The sequence below is a fragment of the Rhodococcus sp. IEGM 1330 genome, from assembly GCF_033142445.1.
In the GTDB taxonomy this organism is placed as follows: Bacteria; Actinomycetota; Actinomycetes; order Mycobacteriales; family Mycobacteriaceae; genus Rhodococcoides.
In genome coordinates this window covers 35,496-51,595 of record NZ_JAWLSB010000015.1, presented here as the reverse complement: position 1 = coordinate 51,595, position 16,100 = coordinate 35,496, and the positions used below count along the sequence as shown (strand labels likewise).

At 66.3% G+C, this 16,100-nt stretch carries 14 protein-coding genes; 11 read left to right on the top strand and 3 right to left on the bottom strand.

Annotated elements, in window-relative coordinates; genetic code table 11:
• The first annotated feature begins 81 nt into the window (after nucleotides 1-81).
• The 3 genes from R4P57_RS25345 to R4P57_RS25335 are packed head-to-tail and all read left to right on the top strand — an operon-like array spanning nucleotide 82 to nucleotide 2,517.
• Complete coding sequence (locus R4P57_RS25345) at nucleotides 82-1,173, top strand: LLM class flavin-dependent oxidoreductase (RefSeq protein WP_317805625.1); 1,092 nt, start codon at nucleotides 82-84, stop codon at nucleotides 1,171-1,173.
• Complete coding sequence (locus R4P57_RS25340) at nucleotides 1,160-1,633, top strand: MarR family winged helix-turn-helix transcriptional regulator (protein ID WP_317805624.1); 474 nt, start codon at nucleotides 1,160-1,162, stop codon at nucleotides 1,631-1,633. The genes R4P57_RS25345 and R4P57_RS25340 overlap by 14 nt, the downstream gene beginning before the upstream one ends.
• Nucleotides 1,630-2,517, top strand: a complete 888-nt coding sequence (locus R4P57_RS25335; protein ID WP_317805623.1) for a pirin family protein — start codon at nucleotides 1,630-1,632, stop codon at nucleotides 2,515-2,517. Before R4P57_RS25340 ends, R4P57_RS25335 begins: the two co-directional genes overlap by 4 nt.
• A 45-nt stretch (nucleotides 2,518-2,562) precedes the next feature.
• On the opposite strand, the gene R4P57_RS25330 is transcribed toward R4P57_RS25335, so the two are convergent.
• Nucleotides 2,563-3,120: a ribonuclease H gene (locus R4P57_RS25330; RefSeq protein ID WP_317805622.1), complete on the bottom strand. Its 558-nt coding sequence runs from the start codon at nucleotides 3,118-3,120 to the stop codon at nucleotides 2,563-2,565.
• 120 nt (nucleotides 3,121-3,240) lie between these two features.
• Nucleotides 3,241-4,434: an MFS transporter gene (locus R4P57_RS25325; protein ID WP_317805621.1), complete on the bottom strand. Its 1,194-nt coding sequence runs from the start codon at nucleotides 4,432-4,434 to the stop codon at nucleotides 3,241-3,243.
• A gap of 177 nt (nucleotides 4,435-4,611) precedes the next feature.
• Here R4P57_RS25325 and R4P57_RS25320 point away from each other — a divergent pair, with 177 nt between their 5' ends.
• The 5 genes from R4P57_RS25320 (at nucleotide 4,612) to R4P57_RS25300 (ending at nucleotide 9,182) form a co-directional block, all read left to right on the top strand.
• The gene (locus tag R4P57_RS25320; protein ID WP_317805620.1) at nucleotides 4,612-5,544 is read left to right on the top strand and encodes a DNA-3-methyladenine glycosylase 2 family protein; all 933 of its coding nucleotides are present in this window, start codon (nucleotides 4,612-4,614) and stop codon (nucleotides 5,542-5,544) included.
• A 51-nt stretch (nucleotides 5,545-5,595) separates the two neighbouring features.
• Entirely contained in the window at nucleotides 5,596-6,540 is a 945-nt protein-coding gene (locus R4P57_RS25315; RefSeq protein ID WP_317805686.1) for an aldo/keto reductase, read from the top strand.
• Between the two features lie 61 nt (nucleotides 6,541-6,601).
• A complete protein-coding gene (locus R4P57_RS25310; protein WP_411742442.1) occupies nucleotides 6,602-7,894 on the top strand; it encodes a multidrug effflux MFS transporter in 1,293 nt (430 codons plus the stop codon).
• A 10-nt stretch (nucleotides 7,895-7,904) separates the two neighbouring features.
• Entirely contained in the window at nucleotides 7,905-8,381 is a 477-nt protein-coding gene (locus tag R4P57_RS25305) for a DUF309 domain-containing protein (RefSeq protein WP_317805619.1), read from the top strand.
• Nucleotides 8,382-8,486: 105 nt separating this feature from the next.
• Nucleotides 8,487-9,182: a hypothetical protein gene (locus R4P57_RS25300; RefSeq protein WP_317805618.1), complete on the top strand. Its 696-nt coding sequence runs from the start codon at nucleotides 8,487-8,489 to the stop codon at nucleotides 9,180-9,182.
• Here the strand turns inward: R4P57_RS25300 and R4P57_RS25295 are convergent.
• Nucleotides 9,160-9,924 carry a deoxyribonuclease IV gene (locus tag R4P57_RS25295; RefSeq protein WP_317805617.1) on the bottom strand — a complete coding sequence of 255 codons (765 nt, stop codon included), beginning with the start codon at nucleotides 9,922-9,924 and terminating at the stop codon, nucleotides 9,160-9,162. The genes R4P57_RS25300 and R4P57_RS25295 overlap by 23 nt on opposite strands.
• 76 nt (nucleotides 9,925-10,000) lie before the next feature.
• Between R4P57_RS25295 and R4P57_RS25290 the strand changes: the two genes are divergently transcribed.
• The 3 genes from R4P57_RS25290 to R4P57_RS25280 all read left to right on the top strand — a co-directional run bounded on the left by R4P57_RS25290 (nucleotide 10,001) and on the right by R4P57_RS25280 (nucleotide 16,068).
• Nucleotides 10,001-10,735 (top strand): ABC transporter ATP-binding protein, encoded by a 735-nt coding sequence (locus R4P57_RS25290; RefSeq protein ID WP_317805616.1) that lies wholly within the window; start codon nucleotides 10,001-10,003, stop codon nucleotides 10,733-10,735.
• 68 nt (nucleotides 10,736-10,803) lie between these two features.
• Nucleotides 10,804-13,326: an ABC transporter permease gene (locus tag R4P57_RS25285; protein ID WP_317805684.1), complete on the top strand. Its 2,523-nt coding sequence runs from the start codon at nucleotides 10,804-10,806 to the stop codon at nucleotides 13,324-13,326.
• 183 nt (nucleotides 13,327-13,509) lie between these two features.
• Nucleotides 13,510-16,068 (top strand): alpha/beta fold hydrolase, encoded by a 2,559-nt coding sequence (locus R4P57_RS25280; protein WP_317805615.1) that lies wholly within the window; start codon nucleotides 13,510-13,512, stop codon nucleotides 16,066-16,068.
• Nucleotides 16,069-16,100 lie beyond the last annotated feature (32 nt).

Sequence of the window (16,100 nt, the reverse complement as noted above, 5' to 3'; positions counted from 1 at the left end):
CCGGAATAGCCCGCGTCGAGCTCCGGTTGTAGGACGTAATCGATGCAAACGCATGAATTTTTGTTCGGGTAGGAGCGCGCCATGCAGTTCGGAGTTTTCACCGTCGGAGTCGTCACCACCGACCCCACGACGGGAGTGACGCCCACGGAACACGAGCGCATCCGGTCGATGGTCACCATCGCCAAGCACGCCGAAGACGTCGGGCTCGACGTCTTCGCAACCGGCGAGCACCACAACCCGCCGTTCGTGCCGTCTTCTCCCACGACGATGCTCGGCTTCATCGCCGCGCAGACCGAGAAGTTGATTCTCTCGACGTCGACCACGCTGATCTCCACCAACGATCCGGTGAAGATCGCCGAGGACTACGCGATGCTTCAGCATCTCGCCGAGGGGCGCGTCGACCTCATCATGGGCCGCGGCAACACCGGCCCGGTTTATCCGTGGTTCGGCCAGGACATCCGTCAGGGGATCCCGCTGGCGCTGGAGAACTACCAACTGCTCCGGCGCCTGTGGACCGAGGATGTCGTGACCTGGAAGGGCAACTTCCGCACCCCGCTCGACGGGTTCACCTCGACGCCGCGACCGCTCGACGGCATTCCGCCGTTCGTCTGGCACGGCTCCATTCGCAGCCCGGAGATCGCCGAGATCGCCGCGTATCACGGTGACGGATTCTTCGCGAACAACATCTTCTGGCCGAAAGAGCACTACATCGCGCTGATCGACCTCTACCGCGAACGCTACGAACACTACGGCCACGGGCGCGCGGACCAGGCGATCGTCGGCCTGGGCGGACAGGTGTTCATGCGCAAGAACAGCCAGGACGCAGTGACGGAATTCCGGCCGTACTTCGACAACGCTCCGGTGTACGGCCACGGCCCGAGCATGGAGGAGTTCACCGAACGGACTCCGCTGACGGTCGGATCTCCCCAGCAGGTCATCGAGAAGACCCTGGCGTTCGCGGATTTCTTCGGCGACTACCAGCGCCAACTGTTCCTGATGGACCACGCCGGACTGCCGCTGAAGACCGTGCTCGAGCAGCTCGACATCCTGGGCGCGGATGTGGTGCCGGTGCTGCGCAAGGAATTCGCTGCCCGACGCCCGGAGGGTGTTCCGGAGAACCCTCCGACTCACGCTGACACCCTGGCAAAACGAAACGCTCGTGTCTCGATCTAGAACCGAAGCGGCAGTGGATGCCTGGGAGGCACTCTTTCGCTCCCAGGTGACGCTGATGCGACGCTTCACCGCCGAGGACATCTGGAAGCCGATCGGCGTGCGCGAGTACGACGTGTTGTTCACCTTGAGCAGCAGCCCCACTCGCGCACTCCGACTGCACGAACTCAACGAGGAGATCCTCCTCAGCCAACCGTCCCTGAGCAGGATGTGCGACCGGCTGACGGCGATGGGTTACGTTGTTCGACAGAGTGATCCGTCCGACAGACGCGGGACGGTGATCTGCCTGACCGAGGCAGGTGCGGACCTGCAGAGGTCGATCGGTCGCAAGCACGCGACACAGATCGCGCGACTGGTCGGTGGCGCACTGGACGAGGTCGAACTCGCCGAGCTCGACCGGCTCTGCACCAAGCTCCGAAGAACACAGGCAGGGCTCCGAAACACACAGGCAGGCATCGAATGACGATCGAGATTCTCACCCCACGCGAGGTTCCACTCGGCGGTCCACGTGCACTGAAGGTTCGGCGCACGCTCCCCCAGCGGCAGCGTTCACTGATCGGCGCGTGGTGCTTCGCGGACCACTACGGTCCCGACACCTCACCGATGGACGTGCCGCCGCACCCGCACACCGGACTCCAGACCGTCAGCTGGCTGTTCTCCGGCGAGATCGAACACCGGGACAGCGTCGGATCACACGCCATGGTGCGGCCGGGCGAGCTGAACCTGATGACGGCCGGCCACGGCATCAGTCACTCCGAGACCTCGACCCCGCAGACCGAGATTCTGCACGGCATGCAACTGTGGGTTGCACTTCCGGCTCGATCTCGTTTCACCGCACCGACTTTCGAGCACTACGTGCCACAGACCCACACGAGCCAGGGGCTGACCGCACGAGTGTTCCTCGGCTCACTGCTCGGCGAGACCTCGCCGGTGGCCACGTTCACCCCACTCCTCGGAGCCGAGATCGTGCTCGACGCCGGAGCCCGCGTCACCTTCGACGTCGACCCGACGTTCGAGCACGGCGTCATCGTCGATCAGGGCAGCGTGACGATGGACGAGACCGTCCTCGCCGCAGCCGATCTCGGCTACCGTGAACCGGGCGGTTCGACGCTCGATCTGCACAATCCGACCCGAGAGCCGGTGCGGATGCTGCTGCTCGGTGGACCGCCGTTCGGTGAGCAGATCGTCATGTGGTGGAACTTCGTCGGCCGGAGCCACGAGGACGTCGTCGAGTATCGGGCCGCCTACGAGCGCGGCAGCGAGCAGTTCGGCACCGTCGATGGCTATCCGGGATCTCGACTGCACGCACCTCCGCTACCCAACAGCCGGATGCAACCGCGCGGCTGAACACCGTCCTACGCGTCACAAAGGGACGTCAAGCAGGATGAGCGATCAGAACAGCGTCGGAACCGCGTCGTCGGACATCGACGTAGGCAGTGTCACCGGTGCCGGTGCGGAAGGGGCAACAGCTGCCGGGGCTGGTGCAGTCTTCGCGGGGGTTGTCGTTGCCGGGGAACCGGCGGCAGCCACGGCTCGCGCGGCCTCCCCCGCCAAGGCGTCGGCTGCTTCGTTGAAGTGATTACCGACGTGTCCGCGGACCCACCGGAACCGGACCGGACCTTCACGTTCTGTGATGGCTCGCTCGATGCTCTGCACCAATTCCAGGTTGCGCACCGGGGTACCGCCCGCGGTTTTCCAGCCCTTGCGCTTCCAGCCCGCAAGCCACTCGGACGCGCACTTGATGGCGTACTGCGAATCGGACTCGATCAACAGCGGCTCGGGGCCGGGGTGGGCCAGCACCGCCTCCAGCAAGGCCCTGAGCTCTGCGACCTGGTTGGTACCCGAGGGCTCACCGCCGGAGTTGCTCGGCCCCGTGTGGTTGACCCACGCCCACCCGATTGCTCCGCCGGGGTTACGCAGACACGAGCCGTCCGTACTCACGATGATCACGGTCTCAGACCCTACTTCGGGGCACCGACAAACTCCGGGTGACTCGCGCACGAACACCGTGTGGACTTGGCAATCGACTGCGCGGCAGCGCGAATCGATTCCGGCGCACCGCCGACCGGGTCAGGCGTAGTGGGACGCCCTCGCCTTCCTGCCGTCGAGGGTGAGCAGCACGAACGCCACCGCCGCGAGCGCTGCGACGAGCGCGGAGAACACCAGTCCCGCAGTCACCAATCCCCATGCGTTCGCCACGGCACCGGCCCCGATGACCGGCACCGAGATGGCGACGTACAGCACCACGAAGAACGTCGAAGTCACTTCTGCTCGACGTTCCGGCGGAAGCCCAGCGGCGATAGCGGCCATACCGTTGCTGAACGTCACGCCCTGCCCGATGCCGCACAGCAGCGCCGCGATCACCAGGACCGGCAGCGACGTCAGTAACAGCGACAGTGCCAGGACCACCAGCCCGACCGTCAGAACGAAGCAACCCCAGCGTTGCGCCGACGTCGGATCGGCCCGGCGTATCGATATCTGCGCGGTCGCGGATGAAGCGAAGACCGCGAACACCACGACGCCGGTGACGGCATGGTTGTCGATCTGCAGCACACCCGCGATGAAACCCGGCGATACCGCGGTGAACAGGCCGAGCACCGCGAACCCGGCGAAACCACCGATCGACGCGCGCAGAAAAGTGCCACGGACGTCCGCCGGAACCGACAGTCGTTGCATCTGCGGGCGTGCCCCCGCTGCGACCCGAACGGTCTCGGGAGCGAGAAACACCGCAAGGGCGGCCACCGCGAGCAGGCCGATGTCGACGAAGAACGTCAGGCGTAGCGGTTGCGGAAGGTATTCGGCCAGCAACCCGGCCACCAGCGGGCCCAGGCCGAGGCCGCCGATATTGGCCGCCGTGGCGATCGCCGGAGCTCGATCCCGCCACGCGTCCGGTACCAGTTCGATCAGTGTCACCGTTGCGGTTCCGACGAAGATGCCGGCCGACAGCCCGGACAGCACTCGCCCGATCACCAGGGCCGTGAGCGAGTCCGCAGTCACGAACACCACGGCACTGATCAGGCCGAACGCGATGCCCGCCAACAGCATCGGCCGTCGACCGAGCGAATCGGACCACCGCCCGAAGGCCAGCAGCGCTCCGAGCACACCCACCGCGTATGCGGCGAACACCAGCGTGACGACGAATACCGAGAAGCCGAATTCGACCTCGTACAACGCGTAGAGCGGCGTCGGCATGGTCGTACCCATCATCGCCACGACGAACGCGTAGGCGACTCCGACGAACGATGCTGCGCTCGATCGAGCCACTGAAGATCCTCCTGATGCTGTCGACCTGACCAGAGACGGCGAGAGAGTCCGTGCGGTACTCCTGCGCTCCGCGAGGCACTATGTATCTTGCCGTCGGCGCTGCAAAAGTGTCGACCGACGCCATGAAGGGGACCCACTCGGTCCGCATGGCCACGACCGTTCGGAGGTGAAGAACCGATGCCCGACGACGCCGGTTCCGACGGGCTGGCCCGCCTGGTCACGTGCGAGCTACGGCTCGACGTACGGATGTCGGTGTCGCCCCTGCGTCGGGGCCGCGGTGATCCCACCTACGAGTCGACGCCGGACGGCGGGATCTGGCGCACGTCGAGGATGAGTTCGGGGCCGGTGACGTACCGCCTGACCCAGGCCTCGCCGACCGGCGTTCGAGTACGAGCGTGGGGCCCCGGCGCACCCGAGTTGCTGGACGCGGCGCCCGCCCTGCTGGGCCTGAACGACGATGCCACCACGTTCGCGCCCGAGCACCCGATTCTCCAGGAAGCCCATCGGCAGCTGCCGCACCTGCGCCTGGGTAGAACCGGGCTGGTGCTCGAGGCCCTTATTCCGGCGATCATCGAGCAACGCGTACACGGAATTTCGGCATTCGGATCGTGGCGCTACCTGGTGAGCAAGTTCGGCGAGAAGGCACCGGGCCCGACGCCGAAGCCGATGTTCGTCTTCCCGTCACCCGACGTGTGGCGCCGCATCCCGTCGTGGGAGTACCACCGCGCCAACGTCGATCCGGCTCGGTCCAAGACCATCGTCCGCGCTGCCTGTGCGGCCGGGCGCCTGGAAGAGGCGTCGGGAATGACACCCGAGGACGCGCAGCGCAGGCTGCGGGCAATCCCGGGCGTCGGTGTCTGGACTGCGGCCGAGACCGCGCAACGCGCCCTCGGGGATCCCGACGCATTGTCGGTGGGCGACTATCACCTGGCGTCGGTGGTGGGCTGGTCGCTGCTGGGTAGGCCGATCGACGACGCGGAGATGGTCGAGTATCTGCAACCCTTGGCACCGCACAGGCATCGCGCGGTTCGGCTGCTGTATCTGAGCGGCAAGGCCACCAAGCCCAAGTTCGGTCCTCGAACCGCGCTGGTGGATCACACGTGGCACTGAGCCCTCGCTGCTCGTACAGTCGAGTTGTTCGCCAACGTAAGGGGTTTGTCTGTGGTTGGTATCGGTAGTTCAGATCTGGACATCTTTCCGCTCGCTCTCGGCGGGAACACTTTCGGCTGGACCAGCGACGAGGCTGCGTCCTTCGAGATTCTCGATGCCTTCATCGCGGGCGGAGGCAACTTCGTCGACACCGCAGATTCGTACTCGGCATTCGCCGACGGCAACTCCGGCGGCGAATCCGAAACGATCGTCGGCAACTGGACCAGAGCCCGCGGCAACCGGGACGATGTCGTCATCGCCACCAAGGTCAGCCAACATCCCGAGTTCCGAGGACTGGCCCCGGACAACATCCGTGCCGCCGTAGACGCGTCGCTGGCTCGGCTGCACACCGACCGCATCGACGTCTACTACGCGCACTACGACGACGAGAAGACTCCGCTGGTCGAGTCCCTCGCAGCGTTCGACGCATTGGTCCGGGCAGGCAAGGTGCGGTACGTGGCCATCTCGAACTACACCCCGGCGCGCGTGCGTGAATGGCTCGACCTCGCGAGAGACAACGGTTTCGCGGCTCCGATCGCACTGCAGCCGCACTACAACCTGGTCGCCCGCCGTGATTACGAAGGCGAACTGCAGAATCTGGCCGTCGAGAACGATCTCGGAGTGTTTCCCTACTTCTCCCTCGCCGCCGGATTCCTCACGGGCAAGTACCGCACCCGCGAGGACGTGGCCGGCACGCAACGCGAACGTCTGACCACGGGGTACTTCTCGGACGCCGGTCTCGCCGTGGTGCAGGGCCTACGCGAGATCGCCGAATCACGCTCGGCGGAGATGTCGAGCGTGGCCCTCGCATGGCTGCTCGCGCGACCGGGCGTCACCGCGCCGATCGCCAGTGCGAGCAAGCTTTCTCAATTGCCTGCCCTGCTGGACGCACCGGCACTGGCTTTGAACAGCGAGGAAGTCGAGAAGCTGACCGTACTGTCCGACGCGGTGGCATAGAACACGAAAGTTGTAGTCAGCAACCGGGAACAGAACGAGTGCCCCGGTTGCTGAACCTCGGGTGGCCCAAGCACCGAACACGTCAACAGCCGAGACAGCCGTAGCCCAAGCACAAGCAACGAACACGTCCCCCGAGCCGACGTCGAAGGAACGCCTGCGGGTGATCCTGGTGCTCGGAGCGCTCATCGCGCTCGGTCCACTGACCATCGACATGTATCTGCCGGCCCTTCCGGCCATCGCCGACGACCTGAACACGTCCTCGTCCGCCGTGCAGCTCACCCTGGCAGGCACCCTGGTCGGCCTTGCCCTCGGTCAGCTGATCATCGGGCCGCTCTCGGACATCGTCGGCCGGCGCTTACCCCTGATCGTCGGCACCGGAGTGCACATCCTGGCGTCGGTCGCGTGCATCGTGGCTCCCAACATCGCCGTTCTCGGTGGCCTACGCGTCGTGCAGGGTCTCGGTGCTGCCGCTGCTGCCGTGGTCGCGATGGCCATCGTGCGAGACCTGTTCAGCGGACGCGCGGCCGCAACCGTCCTGTCTCGGCTGATGCTGGTCATGGGCGTCGCTCCCGTGCTGGCTCCCTCGCTCGGCGGTGCCGTGCTGCTGGTCGGATCGTGGCGTCTCGTCTTCGCCGCGCTGGCGATCATGGGTGTCGCCCTGATGACACTGGCGATCGTGTCGCTACGCGAGACGCTGCCGCCCGAGCGTCGCCGTGCGAGCGGGGTCATGCCGGTGTTGCGCACCTACCGCTCTCTGCTGCGTGATGCCCAGTTCGTCGTTCTCGTCCTGGTCGCCGCACTGGCAATGGCCTCGCTGTTCGCCTACATCGCCGGATCGTCGTTCGTGCTGCAGGAGGAGTTCGGCCTCGACGAGCAGCAGTTCGCGATCGTCTTCGCCGCCGGTGCCATCTCCCTCATCGGGGCGTCCCAGCTCAACGTCCTTCTGCTCGGACGCTTCGCACCGGTGCAGATCGTGCTGACAGCGCTGTCCTTCGCCGTGTTCGCGGGTGTTGTCATGACGGTCCTGGCGATCACCGGGGTCGGCGGAATGGCCGGATTCGTCGTCCCGCTTTGGTTCGTGCTCGGAGCCGTCGGATTCGTGATGCCCAACGCGCCTGCGCTCGCCCTGTCCAGGCACGGTGAGGCCGCAGGCGGCGCCGCGGCCCTCCTCGGAGCAGCTCAATTCGGGCTCGGTGCCATCGTCGCGCCGATCGTCGGCGCACTCGGAAACGACGCGGTGGCCGTGTCCACCACGATGGTCGTGACCTCTGCCGCCGCGCTGGCAGCACTGGGTGTCATCACCGCGCGCTCGTCTTCGGCGGCCATGAGCTCGGTGCGGGCCACCACACACTAGGGTTTCCGCCATGGCCGAACGCGAACGTGATGCGCACGGTAAACCCCTCAACGCCAGGCCTCGTGACGGTCTCGGGCGGCCCCTCGCGCGCGGTGGCAACGGAACCCCACGGGTGCCCGACGACCTCCGGCTTCCTCCCACCGCCGCCCTCGTCGAAGCGCAGAGATTCCTCGACGCGAACATGCCGTTCCATGCGCACGAGGTACTGGAAGGCACGTGGAAGAGCTGCTCGCCCGACGAGCGTCCGTTGTGGCAGGGCCTCGCCCAACTCGCCGTCGGGTTGACCCATCTGATGCGTGGCAACCGCGTCGGTGCTGGATCGCTCCTCCGGCAGGGGCACGACCGGCTCATCGGTTTCGAGTGCGACCCTCCGCATCATCTCGACGTCACCGGCCTGTTGACCTGGTCGGAGGGCCTGCTCGGCGAGCTCGAAACCGGAAGGTTGCCGGTCGCTCCCGGCATTCCTGCGCTGCGCGTTACCGACTGAACCGATCCCGACGGGGGCGTCCTGGCGTGCGATTCCGGCTCGAGCTAGCCTGGGGAAGATTAGGTAAGGCTAGGACAATCTGCATCGGAAGTGGGGTTCGTCGTCGTGACCGTGTTCGCACCGCTGAGACTCGTGCATCGCGAGACGATCAGCCCGGCCCAGCTCGGACGCACTCTCTGCACCGAGGTAGCCGAACAGGTTCCGTACTGGGTCGCCGTCCTGACCCCGGCGGAGCGACCGTTGCTCACCGAACAGTCCGCGGAATTCGAGCGGTCGTCGATGACGTTCGCGTTGCCCGGCGGCTCACACCGCCGCCGCGTTCTGCTGCTCGCCGCCCTGGGCTCGGCCGTGTCCACGTGGCAGGCGAACAACCACCGCGGCTCCTCGGCCGGTGTGCTGGTCGACCTCGATCTCGAGAACACCGGTGCGGTGCACCCGGTCCGGCTCCCCGCGCTTCGCACCGACGCTCTCGCCGTTCCCTCTCTCCGCGAGCACCTCGTCGACGAGGTCTCGAGGCGACTGGGCTCGGTGCCGAACGGCGGCCGCGACTACGCACTGACTCGCAACTATCCCGCGCTGGCCTCGCGCGCAGGAGCTCAGATCATCGTGCGCGAGGATGCGTCGGCGGAGCCCAGCCGCGATCACGCCATCGACATCGGGATCACCATGACGGGTACAGGTACCGCGCTGGCGCGCATCACCTGGGCTGCGAATCTGCACGGCATCGACGAACTGATCCGGCTGTGGTCGGCGGCCGTGCACGACCTCGCTCTCACGACTACAGGCTCTTCAGCAGCCTGACGTCGTCTTCGATCCCCTCGGGCGGAGTCTCGAGGATCACCGGCGCGTCGGCAGCCAGTGCGACGGCGGTCAGAATCTCGGCGTCGATCGTTCCGGTGCCGAGGTTCGCGTGCCGGTCTCGCGCCGAGTCGAACTCGTCGCGCGAATTGTTCAGGTGCACCAGATCGATTCGTCCGGTGATCGCCTTGATTCGGTCGACCACGTCGACCAGATCCTCGCCCCCGGCCCACGCATGACAGGTGTCCAGACAGAATCCGGCACCGAATTCACCGATCGCGTCCCACAACCGGGCGATGTCGTCGAAGTGGCGCGCCATCGCGGAGTCTCCGCCCGCGGTGTTCTCGACGAAGATCGGTACGGCGAAGCCGCCCTGCTCCGCTTGGCGCTCGAACAGCTTGCGCCAGTTGTCGATTCCCTTGGCAGTATCCTCACCCTCACGGACGTGGCCGCCGTGGACGACCAACCCGATGGCCCCGATCTCGCCCGCAGCAGCAGCCTGCTCGACGACGGCCTTGCGCGACGGAATACGGATCCGATTGTTCAAGCTCGCCACGTTGAGAACGTAGGACGAGTGCACCACCACGTCGACATCGCCGGTCAGCAACGCCTCGCCCTGAGGGTGCGGGGAGAGCTTGTTCCACTTCTGCGGATCGGTGAGGAACATCTGGACGAGGTCGACGCCGAGCGCCTCGGCCGTACCGAGAGGGTCGCTGCTGTCGCGGACGTGGGCTCCGATGCGCATGACGCCCATCATAGGTGTGGTGTTCTTCGGTCTCCCCTGATAGCGACGGGCGCAGAACGCTGGAACACTGGCACCCATGAGCGACATCGCCGCACGTGCGGTCAACGTATCGAAGGTTTACGGATCAGGGGACACCCAGGTCCACGCACTGTCCGGGGTGAGCGTGGAATTCGCTCGCGGAGAATTCACCGCAATCATGGGCCCATCGGGTTCGGGCAAGTCCACGCTCATGCACTGCCTGGCCGGCTTGGACAATGCATCCTCGGGAACGGTGACCATCGGCGACACCGAGTTGACGGCACTCTCCGACAAGGAGATGACCGGATTACGCAGGGATCGAATCGGATTCGTGTTCCAGGCCTTCAATCTGGTGCCGACGCTCACCGCGCTCGAGAACATCACTCTGCCTCTCGACATCGCCGGCCGCACACCGGATCAGGGATGGCTCGACACCGTGGTCGACCGACTCGGACTGCGTGACCGCCTCGATCACCGCCCCAGCGAGCTCTCGGGCGGACAGCAGCAGCGAGTGGCGTGCGCCCGCGCACTGGCAGGCCGACCCGACATCGTGTTCGGCGACGAGCCCACCGGCAACCTGGACTCCCGCTCGTCCGGCGAGGTGCTGTCGATTCTGCGCACTGCCGCAGACGAATTCGAGCAGACCGTCGTCATCGTCACGCACGATCCACGCGCGGCCAGTTACGCCGACCGCGTCGTGTTCCTCGCCGACGGCGCAGTCATCGATCAGCTGAACTCGCCCACGGCAGACGCCGTACTCGAGCGGATGAAGAAGCTGGAGACGGTCCGATAATGGCGCACTCGGCCTCCAATCACTCGGTCGCCGACAAGGCCCCACGTCGGGCCGCGTCGGGCAATCCCATGCGCAAGGTGTCACTGAGAAACCTTGCTGCACACAAGGTTCGGTTAGCCCTGACCGTGCTGTCAGTCGTGCTCGGCACGGCATTCGTCGCGGGTTCGTTCGTGTTCACCGACACCCTCCAGCGCACCTTCTCCTCACTGTTCGCCGATACCGCGCAGGGTGCGGACGTTCGAGTGAGCCCCGAGGACGCACGCTCTTCCGGCGTGCCGAACGAGGACATAGCGGCGATCTCGGCGTTGCCGAATGTGCGCGCCGTGTCGCCGTACGTCGGCGGGCAGTTGGTGCTGCTGGGGTCGGACGGTGCCGCCGTACAGTCCGGCGGCGCACCGACCATCGGTGAGTCGTACCTCCCCGACGACCAACGACTCGGTGACCCGACCACCTTCGTCGACGGTTCGGCTCCCATCGCTCCCGGTCAGGTCACGATCAACGAAGGTGGTGCCGAGCGCGCCGGACTGAAGGTGGGCGACGCCACCCAGGTCCTCGTGCCGTCCAAGGGCATCACCGACGTCACGATAAGCGGAATCTATTCCACAGCAACCGAATCCGGTGGCTACATCGGAATCCAATTCGTGCAGAGCCAGGCGAACGAGCTGTTCACCGACGGTGCCCACGTGCAGTACATCGACGTCGCGGGCAACGATCTCGCTGCGCAAGGGCTGACTCAGAGCGATCTTCGCGACGAGATCGCCGCGGCGTTTCCCGATCTGAAGGTCCAGACCGCCGCGGACGTACAGGCCGAGACTCAGGCCGAGGTCGAATCGGCACTGTCGTTCATCAACTACTTCCTGCTCGCCTTCGGTGGGATCGCACTCCTGGTCGGCACCTTCATCATCTACAACACGTTCTCGATGATCGTCGCTCAGCGAGTCCGCGAGCTGGCGTTGCTGCGTGCCATCGGGGCCAGCCGCGGCCAGGTCAGCCGATCGGTCGTTCTCGAAGCTCTCGTCGTAGGCGTCATCGGCAGCGTCCTCGGCTTCGTCGGCGGAGTAGGGCTGGCCTACGGGCTACGGGCACTGCTCAACGCCTTCGACCTGGGCCTGCCGTCGGGACCGCTGGCACTGGAGCCGCGCACCGTTGTCGTCGCCTTCGCCGTCGGCATCGTCGTCACCGTGCTGAGCGCGTACGCACCGGCCCGACGAGCGGCCAAGATTCCACCGGTCGCCGCGATGCGCGAGGAGTTCGCCTCTGCAGGCGACACCCTGCGCACTCGGACGTTCGTTGGCGTCGGCCTGGGAATCGCAGGCGCGGCCGCACTGATCATCGGAGCGCAGTCGACCGGCGGCGCGGCCGCTGCCACAGTCGGCGCGGGAGCCGTCGCACTGATAGTCGCCACCGCACTGGCCGCACCGTCGCTGTCACGGCCGGTGGTCGGCGCGCTCGGTGCCGTCATCACCCGTCCGTTCGGAGCGATCGGACGCTTGGCCAGGACCAATTCGGTACGCAACCCGCGACGCACCGCGGCCACCGCCTTCGCCCTGATGCTCGGCCTCATGCTCGTCACCGTCATCGGCGTGCTCGGATCCACTGCCAAGGCCAGCGTCGACTCACTCGTCGACACCGGCGTCGAGGCGGACTACATCCTCTCCGGTCCGCAGTCGATCGGCGTTCCGACCGGTGCCACGACCGCTGCACAGCAGGTGACCGGCGTGGACCGCACAGCGGTACTGCACCCGGTGTTCGTCACCATCGCCGGCCAGGAGGAGTACGGCGCCGCCATCGACGGGTCTCCCGAGGGACTGCTGGAGCTGTCGATGGTCCAGGGCACGGCAGACCTGGACAGCGACGGATTCTCGGTATCGGAAACCGAAGCGGCCGAACGCGGATGGACGGTCGGAACCGAGGTCACCTTCGACACCGTGGACGGGGCGTCGGTCCCCGTGACCGTCACCGGCGTGTTCACCGACAATCCGCTCATCGGGAGTTGGATCGTCTCGGGCGACATCTACCAGGAGGTGACGCCGTCCATCACCCGGTCCGACATCCTGGTTCTGGTCAAGGCCACGCCCGGTACCGACCCGGACACGCTGCGAACCGACCTCGAAGCCGCGACCAAGCCGTTCATAGTCGTCCAGGTTCAGGACGTCGACGAGTTCAAGGGTAGCCAGGGACAGCAGATCGACACCCTGCTCGCCGTGTTGTACGGATTGTTGGCACTGGCCGTCGTCATCGCCGTGCTCGGCATCGTCAACACGCTGGCCCTGTCGGTCGTGGAGAGGCGTCGGGAGATCGGAATGCTGCGTGCGATAGGCATGCAGCGGCCGCAGGTCCGTCGCATCATCTATCTCGAGTCGCTGCTCATCGCACTGTTCGGCGCGATCGTGGGCGTCGTCCTCGGCATCGCGTTCGGGTGGGGATTCGTGCAGACTCTGCGCGACGAGGGCCTGGGCACCATGACCGTGCCGTGGGGCCAGGTAGTGGCGATGCTGCTCGGATCGGCCGTCGTCGGCGTGTTGGCGGCGCTGTGGCCTGCGGTGCGGGCCGCGCGCACGAAGCCGCTGGAGGCCATCGCGGACCTGTAAGGACCGGTCCGAAACCGACCGGGCATTCCGCAACGTCACCCGATTGTTGCGGAATGTCCGGTTTTCCGCTTGCGTAGAAAGGCCATGCGCGTCTACCTTTGATGCGGTAAAACAGTCTTCGAGCCGGTTTGTGGATTACAAACCGACTCCGTCATCGCGGGTCGGGCTCGTGCAAGGAGAATCATGTCGATTCAGGACATCGATGCGCCGACCCGTCTTTCCCTGGCCCCGCTGTGCCGGCCAGAGCGCCGCGACACCCTGATGACCCGCTACCGCGAGGTGGCTCACGCCCTGCCCCACGCCGTCGCTCTCGACGTCGACGGAACCTCGCTGACCTTCGACGAGCTCCTCCACCGCGCCTATTCTCTGGCTCGGAAGATCGCCACACTCTTTCCCGCCGATTCTCGGCCGCTCGCCGTGGACACCGACGCGACGACGGATTCGATCGTGCTGATGCTGGCCGTCGTCGCCGCAGGTCATCCCCTGGTTCCGCTCGACCCCATGCTTCCCGCCGAGCGCCGCGCAACGATCACCGACCAAGCAGCTGCGACGGCGATCGACTCCGCCACCGTCGCAGCCGCCATGGACTCCTGTGTTCCGCTGCCGACGCTGTCGGGCGACCACACCGCGGTGATCAACTACACCTCCGGATCCACCGGCACCGCCAAAGGCGTGATCCTCAGCCACCGCATGTGCCTGACCAAGGCATACGAGGTTGCCAACGCGTTGGCACTGGGCCCACACGACCGCGTCGGAAACTCGCTTCCGGTCAGCTTCGGTGCCGGCTTGAACACGTTGTTCGCGGGGTTGCTCAGCGGTGCGGCAGTGCACTGCCGCGACCCCAGATCGGGTGTCCCCAGCAGCACCGTCGAGTGGACAGCCGCGCATTCCCTGACCACGCTGCACTGCTCGTCGTCGCTGCTGCGTGCAGTCTCCGCAACCGACCACGGACCCACCGGGCGCGGGGCTGCACCCACGCTGCGGGTGGTCATCACATACGGGGAATCCCTGCACTCCGACGATGCCGACGGCTTTCGGCGGCGATTCGACAGCCGCGCCACGGTGGTGAACTGGTACGCGACCACCGAGGCCGGTGCCGTCGCCTACAGCGAATATCCGCTCGAACGAGCGCTGCCGTCGGGCTTTCTCCCCGCAGGCAGACCCATCGCAGGCAAGCTCGTCGAAGTCGTCGCCTCCGACGGTTCGACGTGTGCACCCGACGTGATCGGCGAAGTACGGGTGACGTCGAGCTGCTTGGCCGACGGCTACCTCGGCGGTGCCGGTCTGGACTCCCAACGATTCGCCGCGCTCGGCGACGGTCTGTTCCGGTACCGAACCGGCGATCTGGGACGACTCGACGAACACGGGACGCTGCACCTGGCCGGACGCATCGACGACGCCGTCAAGGTGCGCGGATACCTGGTGGAGCCGGCCGAGGTCGAGGCAGCACTGCGCGCCATGCCGGAGATCGGCGACGCAGCGGTGATCGGCAGGACCTCCGGCACCGATACCGACCTGGTCGCCTATGTGTGCTCGGCCCGTTCCGGGCGACGACCCTCCGTGGGCGAGATCCGAGCGTCGCTGCGCCGGACGCTGCCGGAATGGATGGTGCCCACCCACATCGTCGCGCTCGACGCGATGCCGCGAAACGAACGAGGCAAGCTCGATCGCGGTGCACTGCCCGAGCCCGCCGATCGACGCGTCGAGCGCGCGGCGGTCGGTCCCACCGAGTACATCGTGGCCGAGGCCGCACGCACCGCGATCGGGCTGGACACCATCGGCCGGGACGAGGATTTCCTGGCCCTGGGCGGCAACTCGCTGACCACCACGGCAATGCTGGCCCAACTTCGCGAGAGCCTGAAGATCGATCTGACGCCGGAGGATGTGTTCGCGGCGACCACTGTTCGAGCGCTGGCCGTGACAGTCGATGCCCGCCTCGAAGACGCGGCAAATGCGCGTCGGCGCACAACCGGCGAACACGATGTGCTCGTGCCGCTGCGCACGGAGGGAAGCAAGGCACCGATCTTCCTGGTCGGCGGTGCAGGCGTCGGTGCGATGGCATTCCTCGAGCTCGTCAGACACATCGACGACGACCGCCCGGTGTATGCGCTGCAGGCGCACGGCCGCGGCAAGCGCGGCCGCCCGGACCGCACGATTCGGCGAACCGCGACGCGCTACGTCGACGCTGTTCGCACAGTCCAGCCCGAGGGCCCGTTCCATCTGGTCGGCCACTCGCTCGGTGGCTGGATTGCCATCGCGATGGCGGAGGAGATCCGCGACTCCGGCCTCGGATCTCCCCACCTGCTGCTCCTCGACACGCGGCTGTTTCGGCATCTGCTGGACAGGTTGCCCGGCGGCGCCGAGGTTCCGGCTGCTCCGCCGGCTCGAACGCGCGAAGAAGCGGGCTTCCACCTCGGCCGCATCGGCACCGCTGCCCTCTGGCTACGGATGCGGTTCGCCGGGTTGCTGCGGTACCCGACGACGATGGAATGGTTGGTCTTCGCAAGCATCGGGTACGTGGCGTTGAACAAGCATGTTCCGACACCGTGGTCGGGTTCGATGACCGTGGTTCGCACAGCAGAGAACGTGAAAGATCTCAGGTCGTGGCAGACGGTCGGTAGTGGTGAGCTGACCTTCGTCGACATCTCCGGAGATCACATCGACATGTTGCGGGAACCGATGGCCGAGCAGTTGGCCGAGACGATCGCCAACACCTTCGACGGTGCAGGCCTCGCACGCTGACCGAGGGTCTGTCGCAGTGTCGGCTCAGCTTG

Coding starts and splice junctions, on each gene's coding strand:
- R4P57_RS25345 (WP_317805625.1), top strand. CDS start 82: ATGCAGTTCGGAGTTTTCACCGTCGGAGTCGTCACCACCGACCCCACG.
- R4P57_RS25335 (WP_317805623.1), top strand. CDS start 1,630: ATGACGATCGAGATTCTCACCCCACGCGAGGTTCCACTCGGCGGTCCA.
- R4P57_RS25320 (WP_317805620.1), top strand. CDS start 4,612: ATGCCCGACGACGCCGGTTCCGACGGGCTGGCCCGCCTGGTCACGTGC.
- R4P57_RS25305 (WP_317805619.1), top strand. CDS start 7,905: ATGGCCGAACGCGAACGTGATGCGCACGGTAAACCCCTCAACGCCAGG.
- R4P57_RS25295 (WP_317805617.1), bottom strand. CDS start 9,924: ATGCGCATCGGAGCCCACGTCCGCGACAGCAGCGACCCTCTCGGTACG.
- R4P57_RS25290 (WP_317805616.1), top strand. CDS start 10,001: ATGAGCGACATCGCCGCACGTGCGGTCAACGTATCGAAGGTTTACGGA.
- R4P57_RS25285 (WP_317805684.1), top strand. CDS start 10,804: ATGCGCAAGGTGTCACTGAGAAACCTTGCTGCACACAAGGTTCGGTTA.
- R4P57_RS25280 (WP_317805615.1), top strand. CDS start 13,510: ATGTCGATTCAGGACATCGATGCGCCGACCCGTCTTTCCCTGGCCCCG.